The organism is Pseudomonas sp. KBS0710 (assembly GCF_005938045.2).
Classification (GTDB): domain Bacteria; phylum Pseudomonadota; class Gammaproteobacteria; order Pseudomonadales; family Pseudomonadaceae; genus Aquipseudomonas.
The window spans coordinates 3,722,176-3,739,105 of sequence record NZ_VCCF02000001.1 but is presented as its reverse complement, the minus strand read 5'-3'; the positions used below and the strand labels follow the sequence as shown (position 1 = coordinate 3,739,105).

Annotated in this window: 12 protein-coding genes and 1 pseudogene; 5 read left to right on the top strand and 8 right to left on the bottom strand. The window is 59.8% G+C overall.

What is annotated here, in order from left to right; translation table 11 throughout:
* Positions 1-15 precede the first annotated feature (15 nt).
* Both FFI16_RS16840 and FFI16_RS16835 read right to left on the bottom strand, forming a co-directional pair.
* Positions 16-1,215, bottom strand: coding sequence for an MFS transporter (locus FFI16_RS16840; protein ID WP_256666267.1), 1,200 nt, complete (start codon positions 1,213-1,215; stop codon positions 16-18).
* Positions 1,216-1,251: 36 nt separating this feature from the next.
* Positions 1,252-2,595 (bottom strand): annotated as a pseudogene (locus tag FFI16_RS16835) (MFS transporter).
* A 259-nt stretch (positions 2,596-2,854) separates the two neighbouring features.
* On the opposite strand from FFI16_RS16835, the gene gltS reads away from it, so the two are divergent.
* A complete protein-coding gene (gene gltS / locus FFI16_RS16830; RefSeq protein ID WP_138816006.1) occupies positions 2,855-4,066 on the top strand; it encodes a sodium/glutamate symporter in 1,212 nt (403 codons plus the stop codon).
* Between the two features lie 8 nt (positions 4,067-4,074).
* Here the strand turns inward: gltS and FFI16_RS16825 are convergent, their stop codons facing one another.
* From FFI16_RS16825 to FFI16_RS16815, 3 genes are all read right to left on the bottom strand, one after another.
* The gene (locus tag FFI16_RS16825) at positions 4,075-5,079 is read right to left on the bottom strand and encodes an NAD(P)/FAD-dependent oxidoreductase (protein ID WP_138816005.1); all 1,005 of its coding nucleotides are present in this window, start codon (positions 5,077-5,079) and stop codon (positions 4,075-4,077) included.
* Complete coding sequence (locus tag FFI16_RS16820; RefSeq protein ID WP_138816004.1) at positions 5,066-7,246, bottom strand: hypothetical protein; 2,181 nt, start codon at positions 7,244-7,246, stop codon at positions 5,066-5,068. The genes FFI16_RS16825 and FFI16_RS16820 overlap by 14 nt, the downstream gene beginning before the upstream one ends.
* Before the next feature lie 116 nt (positions 7,247-7,362).
* A complete protein-coding gene (locus FFI16_RS16815) occupies positions 7,363-8,154 on the bottom strand; it encodes a response regulator transcription factor (RefSeq protein WP_138816003.1) in 792 nt (263 codons plus the stop codon).
* Between the two features lie 138 nt (positions 8,155-8,292).
* Between FFI16_RS16815 and FFI16_RS16810 the strand changes: the two genes are divergently transcribed.
* Together FFI16_RS16810 and FFI16_RS16805 are read left to right on the top strand one after the other, a co-directional pair.
* Entirely contained in the window at positions 8,293-9,396 is a 1,104-nt protein-coding gene (locus FFI16_RS16810; RefSeq protein ID WP_138816002.1) for a polyamine ABC transporter substrate-binding protein, read from the top strand.
* 55 nt (positions 9,397-9,451) lie between these two features.
* Positions 9,452-9,703 carry a hypothetical protein gene (locus tag FFI16_RS16805; protein WP_017136288.1) on the top strand — a complete coding sequence of 84 codons (252 nt, stop codon included), beginning with the start codon at positions 9,452-9,454 and terminating at the stop codon, positions 9,701-9,703.
* A gap of 156 nt (positions 9,704-9,859) precedes the next feature.
* On the opposite strand, the gene FFI16_RS16800 is transcribed toward FFI16_RS16805, so the two are convergent.
* Entirely contained in the window at positions 9,860-11,341 is a 1,482-nt protein-coding gene (locus tag FFI16_RS16800) for a PLP-dependent aminotransferase family protein (protein ID WP_138816001.1), read from the bottom strand.
* A gap of 78 nt (positions 11,342-11,419) precedes the next feature.
* Here FFI16_RS16800 and FFI16_RS16795 point away from each other — a divergent pair, with 78 nt between their 5' ends.
* Positions 11,420-13,081, top strand: a complete 1,662-nt coding sequence (locus FFI16_RS16795; RefSeq protein ID WP_138816000.1) for an NAD(P)H dependent flavin oxidoreductase family protein — start codon at positions 11,420-11,422, stop codon at positions 13,079-13,081.
* Positions 13,082-13,207: 126 nt separating this feature from the next.
* Complete coding sequence (locus tag FFI16_RS16790; protein ID WP_017136409.1) at positions 13,208-13,462, top strand: hypothetical protein; 255 nt, start codon at positions 13,208-13,210, stop codon at positions 13,460-13,462.
* Positions 13,463-13,771: 309 nt separating this feature from the next.
* Here FFI16_RS16790 and FFI16_RS16780 read toward each other — a convergent pair whose 3' ends face one another.
* Together FFI16_RS16780 and FFI16_RS16775 are read right to left on the bottom strand one after the other, a co-directional pair.
* Positions 13,772-15,511, bottom strand: coding sequence for a dipeptidase (locus tag FFI16_RS16780; protein ID WP_138815999.1), 1,740 nt, complete (start codon positions 15,509-15,511; stop codon positions 13,772-13,774).
* A 158-nt stretch (positions 15,512-15,669) separates the two neighbouring features.
* A complete protein-coding gene (locus FFI16_RS16775) occupies positions 15,670-16,887 on the bottom strand; it encodes a phospholipase D-like domain-containing protein (RefSeq protein ID WP_138815998.1) in 1,218 nt (405 codons plus the stop codon).
* Between the last annotated feature and the right edge of the window lie 43 nt (positions 16,888-16,930).

Genomic DNA, 16,930 nt, shown 5'->3' with positions numbered 1-16,930 from the left:
CAACGAAAACGCCGATCAGCAATGATCGGCGTTTTTGTTTGCGCTGATTTTAATCAGCCGGGTCAGGAACACACCCAGGCCCACCGTGACCGACGACATGACAGCCAGCAGTGTGACCGTCGTTTGTGCGCCGACCAGCGTCAGCAGATAGCCGCAGACCAGCGGCGTGATGGCCTGGCAGAAAAACACCGGCGCCGCCATCTTGCTGGAAATCACCGCATAGTCTTTTACCGGCACGATCGCCAGGGGCAGGGTGCTTCGCACGATGGCGCGAAGGCCATTGCCGGCGCCGTACAGCACCAGGCCAAATGCCGTCAGGCTGGGCATGAAAGCCAGGATCAGGATACCGGCAGCCGTCGTGGCGACGCTGATCAGCATGGTCCAGACCGGGTGTTTGTCGCGGGTCAGCAGGTCGATCAGCCGGCACGCCACCGATGCCGGGCCGATGATTGCACTGAGTGCGATGGCAGCCGCCAGGGAATGGCCCCGCGCCTGGAGCAGCACAATGACGATCACCGAAATCGCTGTCATCAGCATCGCAGACAGTGAAAACAAGGTTGTCATCACCCAATAGATTCTCGGCGCGATGGATAGCGTGCCCGCAGCGTGCGTGTTGGCGGGGCGCGCCAGCGCTGGCTGCTTTGGCAGGCACAGCCGATAGATCGGGAAAACCCCGAGCAGCAACACCACGCCATAGAGCCAACACGTGCCCCGCCAGCCCAGGGTTTGCACGGCAATCGCCAGCAGTGGCCAGATCAGCGTGGTGCAAAAGCCGGAAATCAGCGTCACACCGGTAATCATCGGGCGGGCCTTCATGCCATAAATCGCCCCCAGCGTCGCAAAGAGCGCGTCGTACAGGCCCGCCGCCATCCCTATGCCAGTCAACACCCAGGCGCACAAAAATATCGGCAGTGATTGCGCACTGGCCATCATCCAAAGCCCCGCCGCCATTAGCGCGCCGCTGCTGGCCAACACCGGTCGGCCGCCGTAGCGGCTGATCAAGCGCCCGCACAATGGCGAGGCGATGCCCGCCGCAAGCAAACCAATGGACGCCGCGCCCAGCACCCATTCCCGCGACCAGCCGGTTTCTTCTGCAATCGGGGCGGCGAGTACGGCCAGCAAGTAAAACGAGCCGCCCCAGGACACAATCTGCAACAGGCCCAGCCACACCGTTTTGCCGATCGATAACCGCTCTGCGTCGAGAGTGCTGCTCACAATGAATCCTTTACGTGGGGCGCCAGGGGACAGTGGCTAGGCGTGTGCCTTATGGGGAATGGGCTCGGCGATGGTCAGCAACAACACGAAGCTGGTGAAGGAGCCAACGGCGAGGAAAATGAACACATAATTCCAGCCCAGGCTGTCGAGCAGCAGGCCGGTCAAGAAGGGGGTTGCCGCAGCGCCCAGTTGCCCGACCATGTTCACGATGGCATTGGCGATAGGGAAGCTGGCCTTAGACGCCAGCCCCATCGGGTAGGACATATAAGATGAAAAGCCCAGGCTCAGCACCACGCCGGTCAACATCAGCAGCAGCCCATAGGCGATCGGCTCTGCCGGTGAGTTGATCAGCAGGTACATCATCAGCGAAGTGCCCAGGGCCGAAAGCAGCATGCCGGGTTTGCGCCGCCCCCCCAGAAAACGGTCTGAACAAAAGCCGCCAAGCAGGTTGCCCAGCACCGCGCCGACCCAGGGCGCCGCAGAAACCAGGCCCATGTTCATGATCGAGAAGTGTTTGACCGTGATCAGGTAAGTGGGGATCCACGTCAGCAGCACGCTGGACACGCCCAACTGGAAGCAGTAACTGGTCGCACAGCCCCAGATATTCCACGATTTGAAGACCTGGCGGCTCGAGGTGAGCGCAGGTTCAGCACGGCGTTTGATCAGTACATCGAGTCAGTTCAGCCAGCTCGCCACGGGTTTGGCGGCCACGGATGCAGTGGCTTGCGCCGGGTCGGGCTGATCAAGAATGTAATCAAGCTCGGCCTTATTGACGAAGCGACTCTTCGAGGGGTGATCGGCGACCAGCAAGTACCAGGCGATCGACAGCAGGATGCCGGGAATGGCGAAGAAGATGAAAATCTCGCGCCAGCCCCAGATCGAAATGATGATTGCGCACAGGGGCGGGACGATGACCGGGCCAAACTTCACCGCCGACAGGAAGATCCCCGAGGCAATGCCTTTCTCTTTGGCAGGGAACCAATTGTTGATGGTGGCCGTCATGCTGATCGGCAATGGGCCTTCTGCCAGCCCCAGGCCAAAACGATAGATTTTCAGCATCAGCAGTGAGCCTGCGGTGCCGACCAGCCCGGTCAGCACCGAGGTCAGGATCATGGCCGACGGCAGGATTTTGCTCACGCCGATGCGGGCAAAGGCAAAGCCTGCAGGAATTTGCGCCAAGGCATAAGCGAGCAGGAACAGGCTCATCAGGCCGCCTGCCTCAGCGTTGCTCATGTCGAACTCTTGGCGAATGAACGGCATCGCCACACCAAGGTTGGCGCGGTCGGCCGCCGCAATGGTGTAGATGACGAAAATCAAACCGGCGACCGCCCAGCGATAGCGGCTGCGTGCGACTGGCTGCGCAGACTCTGAATTAGCCATGGTACGACCTTATTGTTGTTGGTATTCGGGCTTAATTTAGAGCGGGCACACAGTCAAAAAAAAGCGACAAAAACTCACCCGGTTCCATCGCTTTTAGTGGTTTTAAAGGTAATTCAACGAGTGAAAATCTCAAACCTGTAGGTCTTGTTGTTAAGTGAGTAGGAATAGTCTGTAGTTAATGGCGGGTGGGTGTGTACATGTCCTGCTGTCTTTACTCTGGCCAGCCCCGTGTGCCTGTTCACTTCAGAGAACTGCCCAGATGTTCCAACTCGATTTTTATTCAACCCTGGTCGCCGCCTCTCTGGTGCTGCTGTTGGGGCGCTGGCTGGTCGCCCGCATCGGTTTTTTACGCACCTACAGCATTCCGGAACCCGTGGTCGGCGGCTTGTTGGTGGCGGCACTGCTGCTATCGCTGCGCGTATTGACGGACATCGAAGTTCGATTCGACGCCTCATTGCAAGCGCCCTTGATGCTGGCTTTTTTTGCCACCATCGGCCTGAATGCGGATTTTGCCAGCCTGAAGAAAGGCGGGCGCATCCTCGGCATCTTCCTGCTGGTCGTGACGGCCCTGTTGGTGGTGCAAAACGCCATGGGCATCGCCTTGGCCAAAGCGCTGGGGCTCGACCCGTTGATGGGGCTGCTGGCAGGTTCCGTCACCTTGTCCGGCGGGCACGGCACCGGCGCTGCCTGGGGCGCGGTGTTCAGTGAAAAATATGGTGTAGCGTCGGCGTCCGAACTGGCGATTGCCTCGGCGACCTTCGGCTTGGTGCTGGGTGGGCTGATAGGTGGCCCGGTTGCCCGCTTGCTGATCAAGCGTGTGCAGGTGCCCGGCGTCGAGCTGGCGCAGCCGCCCCAGCCCAAAGGTTTTGAGCAGCCCAACCAGGAACGCGTGATCACCTCTTTTTCATTTATCGAGACGCTGGCATTGTTGGCGGTCAGCTTGCAGGTCGGCACCTTCCTGTATGGCTTTATTAAAGGTACGGCGTTCGAATTACCGACATTTGTATGCGTGCTGTTTGTGGGCGTGGTGTTGCGTAACGGCTTGTCGGCGCTGGGCTGGCATCAAGTGTTTGAGCGTGAAGTGTCGCTGCTGGGCAATGTCAGCTTGTCGTTGTTCCTGGCGATTGCGCTGATGTCGCTCAAGCTTTGGGATCTGGCGGCGCTGGCTTTGCCGATCGTGATCCTGTTGGCGGCCCAGGCATTGCTGATGGCCCTGTTCGCCATCTTCGTGACGTTCCGGGTCATGGGCCGCAACTATGACGCGGCCGTGCTGGCGGCGGGGCATTGCGGTTTTGGCTTGGGTGCCACCCCGACCGCCATTGCCAATATGCAGGCGGTCACGCAGCGCTTCGGGCCATCGCCGATTGCGTTCCTGGTGGTGCCGATGGTGGGGGCGTTTTTTATCGACATTACCAATGCGCTGGTGATCAAGCTGTACCTGGCGCTGCCGTTTCTGGGCGCTGCGGGGTAAGCCTGCCTTTAGAGCCAGGCTGGCGGATAAGGATGGGCACGATAGAACTCGCGCAGGGCGAGCACGTCACGCTGCACTGTTTTTTGTACCCAGGCCTGATAGGCCGCTTGTACGGTCGCTTCGCCAGCCGGCCAAAACAGGCAGTCGACAATCGCGGAGGCTGTTTGCAGGCCGGACATTAATGCCTTGATCACGCCATGGGAGGCGCAAGGGTCCAGTGTTGCTGCCGCGTCACCGACTAAAAAGAAACCAGGCCCGGCCGTAGTGCAGCACACTCTCCAGGACACGTCCGCACCGCGGACCTGGCCGATTGCCTTACAGCGCTGTAGTGCCTGTGGAATCAAGCGTTGCTGGCCTTCCTGGGTAAACGCCAGTTGGGTCCAGTGCAGGCGTGTACGGCTGATACGAGCAATCCAGTGCCAGCCGTGTGGGTGGGCGAACAAGCCCATTTTGTCGTCTGCAAGACTGTTGTCCTCGCAGTATCCGAACCGCGCGACCAAGCGCGGTGAAAAACGCCGCCAGGGTATCTGCAATTGACGTTGCAGCCAGTGGTGCCGTCCCGTGGCGTCTACCACGAATTTGCCCGTCCATTGCGTGGTGCCCGCACGTACACCTTGCACACGATCGTGTTGCAGCAGCACTTGGCTGGCATGTCTGAGGTACGTGAGCTGCACACCCAGGGCTTGTGCCCGTTCCAGCAATTGCTGGTCAAGCAACGCGCGCGGAACCTGGAACCCTTGCCAGGCAATAGCGCGCCCCGTGCTGAAGGCGTTGAAACGAGGCGGGCCATCCCAATGCACCCAATGACCAAAGTGACGTGGGCAGTTCTGGAGGCTGATCTGCAGTTGCTGCAGCAGTGGCTCAACGCCTGGATGCAGTGTTTCTCCTGGCCTGTATCGGGGGAAGTGGGTCTGCTCCAGCAGCGCGACTCGCAGCCCCCTCTGCGCGCAGCCAATTGCTGTGGCACATCCGGCTGGGCCGGCGCCCACGACAACGACATCAAAGTGACTCATCGCGTTGCTGCCAAGCTGCACCGTCTTGGCGAATAAGCACAGCGTCCTCGCCCATATACAGCTCGATGTCTTGCTCTATCTCCACGTGACGCAGCTTGAAATCGTGGGTGGGTGTGGCGGTCTCGCCGTGTTTGAACAGCCTGTAGTAATGCACCTCGCCCTTTAGTCGCACGCCCGCTTCTTGCTGTGCCATTTCGAAAGCTTTGTCGGGTAATTGCACTGGGTAAAACGACAGCAACGGCCAGCGTTTTCTCTGTTCTTTGTCTGATCCGGCGCCTACTGCCTGATAAGCACGGCGCATCCCCAGCACTCTCTGGTGGTACTGCGCGGTACTGGTCTGCCCGGTGATGGCCAGCGACAGTTGACCCTCCAATGCGGCCTGCGTGTAGTCGCTGTATTCATAAGCACGGTACTGCACCACTGTGCGCCCCTGGGATTCAATTAAGGTGGGGCCGGCGCGACCATCCCAGGCAGGGCTGTCGCCCAGGCCGATTTCGCTGTCTGTCAGCGGAATGACCGTGGCGGAAACATTGCGCGGTTCAAAGCTGCGGGTAGAGTCCGGCGCGACCCCCGGCCAGTACGAGCCGAGTGCCGCACAGATGCGTGCATCCTCGGTAAACGGGCTGGCTAACTGATAACCGCACAGCATGTTCGTAAACGGAGCGTCTACCAGGCCCCGGCCCACTTCCCAGCCCGGGCCAAAGACCCCGCTGGCGAAATCCGGCAACCAGGATTGCCGTTGAGCACGCTGCACAGGCAGGGCCGAGCCGGGCGTTGTGGAAAACTGTGGGTGGGAGACGATGGCAGTGACGCCGCGGTCTTCAGGTGCGAAGAACCCACCGGCCAGGGCTTGATTGATATAAAAACGCACGTCGGACAGTGGGTTCACCCGCGTATGCCAAACCTCTGGACAGGGCGGCGCAGGGCAAGGGAAAACGCCTGGGTCACTGGACCATCGCTTGAGTTCCCGCTGCCCGCACAACGGAAAAAAATCCGGCGCACCGATGATGGAGTAGGCGGCGATGCTCGCCAGTTCCAAGGCAGGGCAGTGGGCACGTACCCAGCCGTCGGCCATGGCATCCTGATAATGCAGGGCTCGGTAGCCGCCCGCCTTGACGATGGCGTCGACATCCTCACGCTGGTTGAGGTCTTCGATCGAACCGTCTTCGCGCAAATGATGGCGCCCATGCACCAACCCGCCGGTATTTGGCGGCATCATGAACGACAGCGGGCGGTCTTGGTAATAGGCCAGTTCCACCAGCGCTTCTTTGGCATCGGGCATCAACAGCCCCGGCGCAAACTCATCGGTATTCGCCCAATGGCACAAGCCCTCGGTGATGACGAAAGGCGCGTTGAGAATGTCAGGCTCCTGCCAGCCGGTATCGGGAAAGCGCCGATGGATCTGTGCGATTTTTTCATTGATCTGATGGTTTTCCAGCTGCACGGTCAGGTCCATCCCGGCCAGGCACTCGTTGCCATCGAACACCTTGTGCAGGGGCACCCAGAACTCCAGATCCACATCGATAGGTTGAGCATCCATTGGGCCAAACCGCGTCGGTTGGCCGGTGTGCCGGGCAGCGATGAACGCGCCGTAGCGCGCCGGTATAACCCGCATCTGATTCGGCTGGCCTTCGACAAAGGGCAAAAAGCCTCGTTGCTGCGGGTTATACAACGCATTCGCTGTGCCGACCCGGGCCACCCCGGTGCGTGAGAAACACAGGTCTGCCTGGCGGTTGTGCACGGTTTCGGCGTAGGGCCGGTATTCATAGGCAAACACTGCAATCGCCAGCGGCGCCTCACCGGCCCGTTGCTGCAACGCCGCCAGGGTCGGGGGAGTGGCGCCGTAGACATAATTGAGGATGTGCTCGATTTCAGCGGCTGTGGGGAAGGCCGTGAGCGTTTCACCGTTAACCCCGGTGACCACATTGGGCGAGGCGAATGCATGAAACAGCAGGCTGTCGGCCGGGCGCCCAGGCTCTATGCCGCGTGTGGCATCGGCGGAAAAATCCTCAAAGCCTGCCAGGGTGCGATCAATCTGCAGAGGCCTGGCGAGTTCTTCACGCAGGCTTGTGGAGGTGATGTCCAGGCCGTGATGCATCAGCAGGTCACGCCATCCTGCCGGGGCCAGACGTGTGCAAGCGTGTTCGACATCGCTGATCAAGGGCATCACGACTCCTCCGATAGAAATCAAGGGAAAGAGTACGCAAAGGTGTAAAGCGCGGTAACTGACCGAACGGCTAGGCCGCCGTTGAGGGCTTCCAGGCAGGGTGGGTGGTCGTTCGTCTAATTGAGGGTGTAAACGTCCTGTTTGGGCATGAAAAAACGCGAAAACAGTTCGGACTGCGACTTGATGTTGAGCTTGTTGTAAATATTGCGCCGGTGCACCTTGATGGTTTCGGTCGACAGCGCCAGTTTGCCGGCGATCTCTTTATTGGAGAAACCACTGAGCAACAACTTGAGCACGTCCTTCTCGCGCGTGGTGATCTGCGTGCCCAATTGCACGATGGCTTCAGACCAGGGCGGCGGTTCACTGAGGTGTTTTTCTTCATCCACTTCAAAGCACATGCGTTGATGCATCAATGCCATGACCCACGGCTTGATGATATCCAGCGTGGTGATCTGCTCCGGGGTGTAGCGCGTATTACTGCCAAATGAAATACACAGGGTTCGATCCGCATCGAGCTGGACGTTGTATTGCACCTCATCGACGGACACATACCGGGCGAAATACTGATGGTAGTACTCGGTGGTCAGGAAGTGCTCGGGAGCAATGTCTGACAGATGGAAAAAACCGCTCTGCGGGTTTTCACGGTTGGCAATGTAAAACGGGTCCAGCAGATAAAGGCCTTTTACATACAGTTGCGTCAGGGCATCCACTTCGTCGGCATCCGCTACCTCGGTCACGCTGATGACATTGACTTGCTGGTTGCTGAACACCAGGACCACCCAATTGTCGATCTGCACATACTCGTTCAACACGCGAACCAGCGAGCTCCAGAAGGCTGGGCGGTTCAGCTCCATGATCAGCTTGCCGGCCGACCGGTGCCAGGCGAGGTTGTGAAGGTCGAGTGACATGGACTACCCCTTTAGGGTTAGGGATTCAGGGGGCTGAGCTAAGTATTTGTAGGTATTTACTATTCGACGACGCCGGGTATATTCACCAACCAGCATTGATGGCCATGAAGGCCTGTCGTTTTTGACAAGGATAGTTATATGAATAAATCACATTTGCGAGCCCTTTTTTTAGCCTCGCTTGTCTGTGCGGGGGCCAGCACGCCCGCAGCGGCGGCAGAACCCCGGGTTAACCTGTACAACTGGTTCGGGTTGATCGCGCCAGAAACGCCGAAGGAATTCGAGCAAAAAACCGGCACCAAGATGCACATCGATACCTTCGACAGTGCCGAGGTCATGCAAAGCAAGGCCATGGCCGGGCGCACCGGGTATGACGTCGTTGTCGCCACCTCCAACGTGTTGCCAAGCCTGATCCAGGCGGGTGTGCTGGCCCCGCTGGATCGCAGCCAACTGAGCAACTATGCGCATATCGACCCGGAAATGCTGGCCTTGCTCGCCACTAACGATCCGGGTAACCAATATGCGATTCCGTACCTGTGGGGCACCACCGGCATCGGCTATGACGTGGATAAGGTCAAGGCCGCACTGGGAGACAACGCCCCGGTGGACAGCTGGGACTTGATCTTCAAAGAAGAAAACATCAGCAAGCTCAAGTCCTGCGGTGTGGCGATGCTCGACTCGCCGAGCGAAATCATCTCCATCGCCTTGCATTACCTCGGCCTGCCGAGCAATAGCCAGAACCCTGAGGACTACCAGAAGGCCCAGGCGCTGCTGCTGAAAATCCGCCCTTACGTGCTCTACTTCGACTCCTCCAGAACCGACGCCGACTTTGCCGATGGCAATATCTGTGTGGTCGTGGGCTGGGCGAGCGGGGCACTGACGGCCCAGGCCATCAATGAGAAAAACCGCACTGGCCGCAAGATTGCCTACAGCTTGCCGCGCGAGGGTGGGCTGGTGTGGTCGGAAAACTTTGTGTTGCTCAAGGATGCACCCAACGCCAAGGCCGGCTTGGCGTTTATCAATTACATGCTTGAGCCCAAGGTGATTGCCAAGAGCTCCAACCACACGCTGTACCCGAATGCCAACAAGGACGCCACCGCGCTGGTTGAGCAGAAGTTGCGTGATAACCCGTGGATTTACCCGTCCAAAGAAACCATCGCCACGCTGGTGCCACTTGAGCCGTTGCCGTTGAAACTCGAGCGTATCCGCACGCGAGTGTGGACCAAGGTCAAGAGCGGTACGTGACGGGCTGAGCAAGGCCCTGGAGCTTTCGCAGAGATCCCAGAGAGGGAGATAAATCATGGCCCGACGTGATGACCCGTGCGATGTGAAATCGGACGACTACCAGGCGTACAAGGAGATTGAGGAACAGATCGGTCACTGTACGCCGGAGCAAGCCTGGGCCATGTATTACGTCTCGACCGGGATGGTGCGTGAACACGTTACGCGGGCGGTCATGGAGCATATCGGCAGGGGCAACCGGGCGCTGCTGCTGGAGTTTCCCGAGTTGGCGCGGGTGCAAGAGCGGTCTCGTTTGATGCTGCCTCTTTGAGTAACACTGCGTTTGGATCAGCACCTGCTTTTCTGTGGGAGCTGGCTTGCCTGCGATAGCCTCAACCGGATGCCACTGATAAACCGAGGTGTTCGCATCGCAGGCAAGCCAGCTCCCACATTTGACCACGGGTGGTTTCAGTGATCAGGTCGGCTTTCAACCGCTCTTCATGGCCCGCGCCAAGCGCAGCGTTCCTTGGTGAATCTCATCCCGATTGAGCGAAGCAAACCCCAGGCGCAACGCATTCTCCGCCAAGCCCTGAGGCGAAAACTGACGCGCACTACGCACCACAACCCCCTGGCCCAGCGCATTCTCCACTAACCGGTCAACATCGGTCTCATCCTGGAAACGTACCCAGAGCGCCAGCCCGCCCTCGGGCGTGCGTACCTGGATACGCTCGCCGAACGCCTCGAACAGGCAGCTATGCAACACTTCCCGGCGTGCGGCGTATTCTTTCGAAACACGGCGCAAGTGCTTCTTCAATTCACCCTCATTGATCAGGTCCGCCAACATTTTCTGCGCGACGGCATCGGTGTCGCCCACCACCAGTGCGGCGCTTTTTTGCAGCACTTCAATCACATGGGCAGGCGCGACCACATAGCTGCAACGAAACGTCGATCCCAATGCCTTGGATAACGAGCCGATATAGATCACATGGCGTTGCGTCGTATCACTGGCCAGTGGCAGGTAAGGCCGCCCGTTGAAGTGATACTCGTGGTCGTAGTCTTCTTCGATCACGCAAAAATCATGCAGCGCCGCCAAGGCCAGCAACTGTTGCCGACGTGCCGCATGCAGGCTCACGGTGGTGGGGAATTGATGGTGCGGGGTGAGATAGATCAGGCGCACCTTATGCGCTTGGCAGAGCTGCTCGATATGGTCGGTGCGGCAGCCTTCATCGTCCATGTCGACGGTGATCAAGCGCGCGCCGAGCTTGCGAAAAATCTCCCACGCCGGCGGGTAACTCAGGCGCTCCACCAACACCACGTCACCCGGTTGGATCAGCAAGCTCGCGGTGAGGTACAGCGACACCTGGGTGCCTGGCGTGAGGCAGATATTCTCGGCGCTGATCATCAGCCCGCGATTGTTGCGCAGCATGTCGGCCAGCGCGCAGCGCAGGTAATAGCCGGTGCCTTCGCTGCCGTAGCGCACCGTGTTGGTGGTAAAGCTGCTGCGCAAGGCGTTGCGGTAGTAGCGATGCAGCACGGCTTGCGGCAGCAAGCGGTGATCGCAGGCGCCGTTATCGAAAAACAGCGCGTCATGCCGATGCTCAAGGGCAATCACCTGGGCGTTCTGGGTGAAGTAGGGCACGATCGCCTGCGGCACCAGCGCGGGGGCGAAAGACGCCTGCGAGCGAGTGGGCGCGGGCTTGTGCGTCAGTTGCGCATTGACGAAGGTACCCCGGCGCGGCTCGCTGATCAGCCAGCCTTTGGTCAGGGCTTCTTCGTAGGCCAGGATCACGGTCTTGCGGTTGACGTCGAGCAGCTGCGCCATCTCCCGCGTGCCCGGCAGCAGCGTGCCGGGCGGCAAGCGCCCTTCGAGGATCGCCGCGACGAGGCCTTCGGCAATCTTGCGATAGGACGCTTGGCTGGAACCCTCGTCAAGCTTGAGCAAAGGACGCCATTTACGCATCTGGACCATCTGAAGTATCCAAAACTGGAGGTTTTAATGGGCCTAGTCTAGCGCAACAATCAGGGCCTCACTCACTCCGAGGTTTATATGAACACGCGCCATGTAATCGAACTCTCTCCCTCGGGGAGAACCTTTGAAGCCGGTGACGAGCTGTTGCTCGACGCCATGCTTGCCAGTGGCTTGTCGGTGCCGTTCTCGTGCCGACGCGGTGTCTGTGGCTCGTGCAAGGTGGTGGTCACCCAAGGTGAATACCGGGCCAAGCAACTGGCCCCAGGCGCACCTGCGCCCAGCTATCCGTTGGCGGCCAATGAAATGCTGCTGTGCCAAAGCCACGCCTGCGCCGACATGCGCCTGGAAATTCCTGGCTGGTCGCTGGACACGCCCGCACTGGTCGTCGAGTCGACGGTGCTGAGCAAGCGCGCACTGAGCCCTGACATTATCGAGTTGGTGGTGATGCCGGATATGCCGTTGGCCGTACGGGCGGGCCAGTACCTCAAGGTCCGCCTGGTCGATGGCGATTCACGCTGTTTCTCGATCGCCAACCTGCCGACCGAAGGCGATGGGCGCCTGGTGTTGCAGATTCGCCGGGTGAGCGGCGGGCTTTTTTCCGAGACCCTGCTGGGCAGCCTGGAGGCCGGCGATCTGTTGCAACTGGAAGGGCCTTTTGGTGCCTGCACCTGGCAGGACGATGATGCGGCGCCGGTCGTGCTGTTCGCCACCGGCACCGGCTACGCGGGTATCAAGCCGATCCTGCTGACCGCCTTGAAGCGGGATGTGGAGGTGACGTTTTACTGGGGCGGCGCGCAGGCCACCGACTTTTACGACCGCGCATTCCTCGACCAGGCGGTCATCGAGCACCCGCGTTTTCACTGGCACCCGGTATTGGCCTCCCAGGGCAAGGTGCAGGAAGTCGCGCTAAGCCACGGGCACCGCTGGGAAGCGGCGCAGGTGTATGCCTGCGGTAACGGCGGCATGATCAGCCAGACGCGTGCCGAGTGCCTGGAAGCGGGTTTACCCAGCCATCGATTTATCGCCGAAGCCTTTGTGCCCAGCGGCCAGTCGAGCGTCGACACGCTGCTCAAGAGCCTGGATGACACCTGGGAAAAGGTCGGCCCGAGGTATTCGCTGGACGGCATGCTCGCCGCCCGTGAAAAAACCATCCGCGCCCTGGCGGCGATTGCCAGCCACCTTAAAGTCGGCATGACCACCGGGGCAGCCCTCGACATGGCCGCCGAGCAATTGCAGGCCATTGGCGCCTCCCACACCTGGCACCCGACGTACATCCGTTTTGGCGACGACACGGTTCGCCCGCCGAGAGAAGGCATTGACCCACTGCGCACACTGCGTGCCACCGATATCGTGGTGGTCGACCTCGGCCCGGTGTGGGACGGCTACGAGGGCGACTATGGCGACACCTTCGTCTTTGGCGAGTCAGCGCTGCACCGCGATTGCTTAAAGGCCGTGCATGAGGTGTTCGATGAAACCCGCGAGGCGTGGAAGCGTGGCATGACCGGCTGTGAACTCTATGACTTTGCCGAGGCGTGCGCCATTACCAAGGGCTGGCGGCTGTCGCGCAACCTGGCAGGCCACCGTATTGCGGATTTCCCCCACGCACTGTTCGGCAACACGGAATTGGCCGCGCTTGAGATCACGCCAAGTGAAATGGTGTGGGTGCTGGAGATCCAGCTCTGCCACCCCACCGAGCCGGTTGGCGGGTTCTTTGAAGATATCCTGATGCTTGAAGCTTGAAGGGCTGAGGCACTCCAGGTGTTATGCAGGAGGTTTCCCGAGTTTCCCTGAACTATATGGGCGCAGTCGGCTCATACAGCCATTGCCAATCAGGGCAATTATTTCTATGCGATAGGGACATCACCGGTGAAATATGCAATCTGCGCCACCCTGCTGCTGTCACTGAGCGGCTGCCTGACCATGTCGGGTGAATACACCGTGACGGCTCAGGACGCCTCCGGCGCCCCGTTAACCAGGCTCGGCACCTTCACCGCCGAGGGCCATAACATTTACCCCATACGCAATGCGTTCTGCCTCAATGCGCCGGGGGCGACGGTCATCATTCGCGATGCCCGCACCGGCGAGGAACTGCGCAGCGAAAGCCCTTATCACTGCCGTTAAGCCTCAAAAAAGGATTTCCATGAGAGCGTTTCTGATAGTGGGCCTGGCCGTGGCGGCAATTCCTATAGCTGCAGGCAAAGCTTTCACTTCACCCCCAAGGCCGGGCAAGATTACGAACTGATCCTGCTCGACGGTGGCCAGTGCCTGATTGCATTGCAGCGCCTGAACCCGACGGGGAAACCGGAGAACGTGGCGGTGGAGAAGGCCAAGCTGTGCAATGCGATGGATATGTTTTAGGTCGCAAGCAAGACTTGGTTAACCACAACGCCGATCACGATTGATCGGCGTTGTGGTTTTTACCTTCGCCGGTCAGAGCTTCGGCAGTTGCCCTACACGGCCCATCATTTCTGTGACGATCTGCAGGTCCAGCAGGAACTGTTCGACGGTCTTGAATTCACCGTCGGTGTGCCCGGTGTACTTCACGTCCGGCTTCGCCAAGCCGAATTGCACGCCATTGGGCAGCTTATGCACGGAGGTCGCGCCGGCCGAGGTGCCGAACTTATGCTCCATGCCGAGGTTTTCGCTGGCCACGGCCAATAGTGCTTTGACCCACTCGCCCTCCGGGTTGCGGTACATCGGCTCGGCTGCCGAGTAAGTGAAGTTCATGGCCACCTTGGTGCGCTTGTCCCAGGCGTTGATTTTCTGTTCGATCTCGGCCTTGAGCGTTTCCGGCGACTTGCCCTTGGGAATGCGCAGGTCCACCGCCAGCTTGAAGGCGTTGGCGTCTTGGCCGACAAAGGTCAGCGAAGTGGTCAGCGGCCCCATGAACGCATCGGAGAAGCCCACGCCCAGCTTGCCGCCCAGGTAATCCAGGCCCCAGTTGTCGGCGGCGTACTGCGCAGCGTCGGTGATGTGGTTGTGCTTGAGGGCAATCTTGCCGTCGACGCTGTGGATCAGCTCCAGCATGCGTGCGACCGGGTTGACGCCGGTTTCCGGCTCGGACGAGTGCGCGGACACTCCGGTGACCGTCAGCTTGACCTCTTTGCCCACCACCTTGGCCGCTACGGTGAAGTCGCCGCCATGACTGCTGGCGTATTCATTGCCGGCTTTTTGCAGGCTGGCTGCCAACTCGGCGGGTGTGTCGCTGAGTAACGTAGCCACCGACACCGAAGGAATCTGGTTGGTGGCCGCGCCGCCGGTCATCGTGATGATTTCTGCGCCTTTGCCGTCACCTTTGCGCACCGGGAAGGTGGCCATGATGGCGCCGTGGCCTTTTTCGGCAATCACCACCGGGTAGCCGCCATCAAGCGCCAGGTTGTATTGCGGCGTTGGGTTGTGCGCGAAGTAGTAAGGAATGGCGTCGCCCGAGGTTTCTTCAGTGGTGTCCACCAGCAGCTTGAAGTTGCGCGCCAGTGGCAGTTTTTCTTCCTTGATGACCTTCATCGCATACATCGCCACCACAATGCCGTTCTTGTCATCCTCGGTGCCACGGCCGTACATGCGGTCGCCGATCAATGTGACCTTGAAGGGGTCAAGTTTGGTGCCGTCCTTGAGCACCCAGTTTTCCGGCGTCACCGGCACCACGTCGGCGTGGGCGTGAATACCGACCACTTCATCGCCGCTGCCTTCCAGAGTGATTTCGTAGACGCGGTTGTCGACATTACGGAAGTTCAGGTTGAAGGCTTTGGCCAGGCCCTGGATCTTGTCGGCGATCTTGAGAAATTGCGGGTTCTTGTACTGCGGCAGGCCGTCGACGTTGAAGGTCGGGATCTCTACCAGCTCGCGCAGGGTTTCCAGCGCGGCTTTGCCGTACTTCACGCGGGTGTAAATCCCCAGCAGGCGATTGATTTCGTTCTGCTGGTCGGCGCTCAGGGTTTTGTTGGCGAGAAAGGCTTCGATGGCCGGGCCGACGTCGTCGGTTTTTGCCAGGTCGCCCTTGGCCAGGGTGCCGAGGAAACCACGGAAATCGGTGGCCGGGGTTTCGCCAAAGTGCTTGATGATTGCCGTGCTTTGTTCGGCGCTGATAGTGGCGGACGCAGGCGTGGCGACGGCCGCGAAGCTGGCGGCGAACAGGGTGGCAGCCACCAGTTTCTTGAGGGGAAAGTGCATGGTCAGAGGCATTCCTTTGCAGGCAGTGAGTAAGAAGTTTCTGATCGATCTGTCAGAAACATTTCCACACACTACCATCACCAAGGCCGGGATAGGGAGCCTCGGCGTGGGAATTATCCTACTCAAACTTCAGGGTTGCCCAGTAACCAAATGTGGGCTCAGGGCTTACCCGGATGCGGCTCCGGATACTGCGCCATCACGTCCAATGCCTTGGCATAGGGCCCATCCCACAACTGCTCATGCAAATCGCCCACACGCTTGGCCATCGCTGCGTCATGCATCACCACCTCCAAATTGCGCGAGTTATCCAGATACCCGCCCAGCCAATTGCTGGTGCCGACCCAGGCCACTTGCCCGTCGATCTCCAGGGTCTTGCTGTGGATCACCCGCGCATACGGAATAAACCCTTGTTTGGCTTCGGGCAGGGTGACGATCTTGATCTCGACGTTGGGTAGGACGGCCAGGCTTTTGAGGTAGGGCAGTTCCAGCTTGTCGGTGTTCCAGTTGGACACCATCAGCTTGACCGACACCCCACGCGCAGCGGCGGCGCGCACGGCGTTGTCGATCACTGCGTAGTAGGGGCGGGTTCGGTCCGGCCCGTAAGACAGCGGCGCGTAGTCGAGCAATTGCACGCGCACTTCTTTCTTGGCTTCGCTCAGCAGGCGCGGCAGTTCCAGTTGTGAGTCGCCCACGCCTGGCGGGTTGTAACGCTGCGGGCTGGCCACCAGGTAGTTGCCGGTGCGCGCAGGCTCCGGGCTTGCGGCAGGCAGCGGCACCGGTTGTTTGTCTGCGAGGGCGGCCTGGGCTTGCCAGTCCTGGTTGAAGATCGCCTGCACCTGGCTGACTACCGTGGCATCGCTGATGCGCAAGCCGGTCTCGTGGATATGCTCCAGCGAGCGCCAATCGAAATTCTGGCTGCCGACAAACGCCTGCTTGCCGTCTACCACCATGTATTTGGCGTGGATAATCCCACCGCTCAACTGCCCATAGGCCAGCACACGGAAGGTCAGGTTAGGAATCGCCCGCAGGCGTTCCAAAGTAGACGCCTCCGACAGCCGAATGCCTTTTTCCTCCAGCAGAAAGCGAATTTTCACACCCCGTTTGCCGGCAGCTTCCAGGTGCTCAATCACCTTGTCCATCACCGAACCGGGATGGTCGGCGGCGTAGAACTGGCCGATATCAATGCTGCTTTTGGCGCCATCAAACAACTCGATCCACACCGGCCCTGGCTGGCGCAAGTCGGCAGTGCCCAGCGCGGTGTCCACTGGCACGGTGTGCACCAATTCAAACCCTGGAATTGAAAAGTCCGCCTGGGCAAGCGGACTCAAAAGAAGGCCGGTCAGGCCGGCGATACGCAACTTCATCGAGAGGGACATAAGCGTCTCATCGGGCAAAAAAGAACGGCGGGCGCATCACGCG

Coding starts and splice junctions, on each gene's coding strand:
- gltS (WP_138816006.1), top strand. CDS start 2,855: ATGTTCCAACTCGATTTTTATTCAACCCTGGTCGCCGCCTCTCTGGTG.
- FFI16_RS16825 (WP_138816005.1), bottom strand. CDS start 5,079: ATGAGTCACTTTGATGTCGTTGTCGTGGGCGCCGGCCCAGCCGGATGT.
- FFI16_RS16820 (WP_138816004.1), bottom strand. CDS start 7,246: ATGCCCTTGATCAGCGATGTCGAACACGCTTGCACACGTCTGGCCCCG.
- FFI16_RS16815 (WP_138816003.1), bottom strand. CDS start 8,154: ATGTCACTCGACCTTCACAACCTCGCCTGGCACCGGTCGGCCGGCAAG.
- FFI16_RS16810 (WP_138816002.1), top strand. CDS start 8,293: ATGAATAAATCACATTTGCGAGCCCTTTTTTTAGCCTCGCTTGTCTGT.
- FFI16_RS16805 (WP_017136288.1), top strand. CDS start 9,452: ATGGCCCGACGTGATGACCCGTGCGATGTGAAATCGGACGACTACCAG.
- FFI16_RS16800 (WP_138816001.1), bottom strand. CDS start 11,341: ATGGTCCAGATGCGTAAATGGCGTCCTTTGCTCAAGCTTGACGAGGGT.
- FFI16_RS16795 (WP_138816000.1), top strand. CDS start 11,420: ATGAACACGCGCCATGTAATCGAACTCTCTCCCTCGGGGAGAACCTTT.
- FFI16_RS16780 (WP_138815999.1), bottom strand. CDS start 15,511: ATGCACTTTCCCCTCAAGAAACTGGTGGCTGCCACCCTGTTCGCCGCC.
- FFI16_RS16775 (WP_138815998.1), bottom strand. CDS start 16,887: ATGTCCCTCTCGATGAAGTTGCGTATCGCCGGCCTGACCGGCCTTCTT.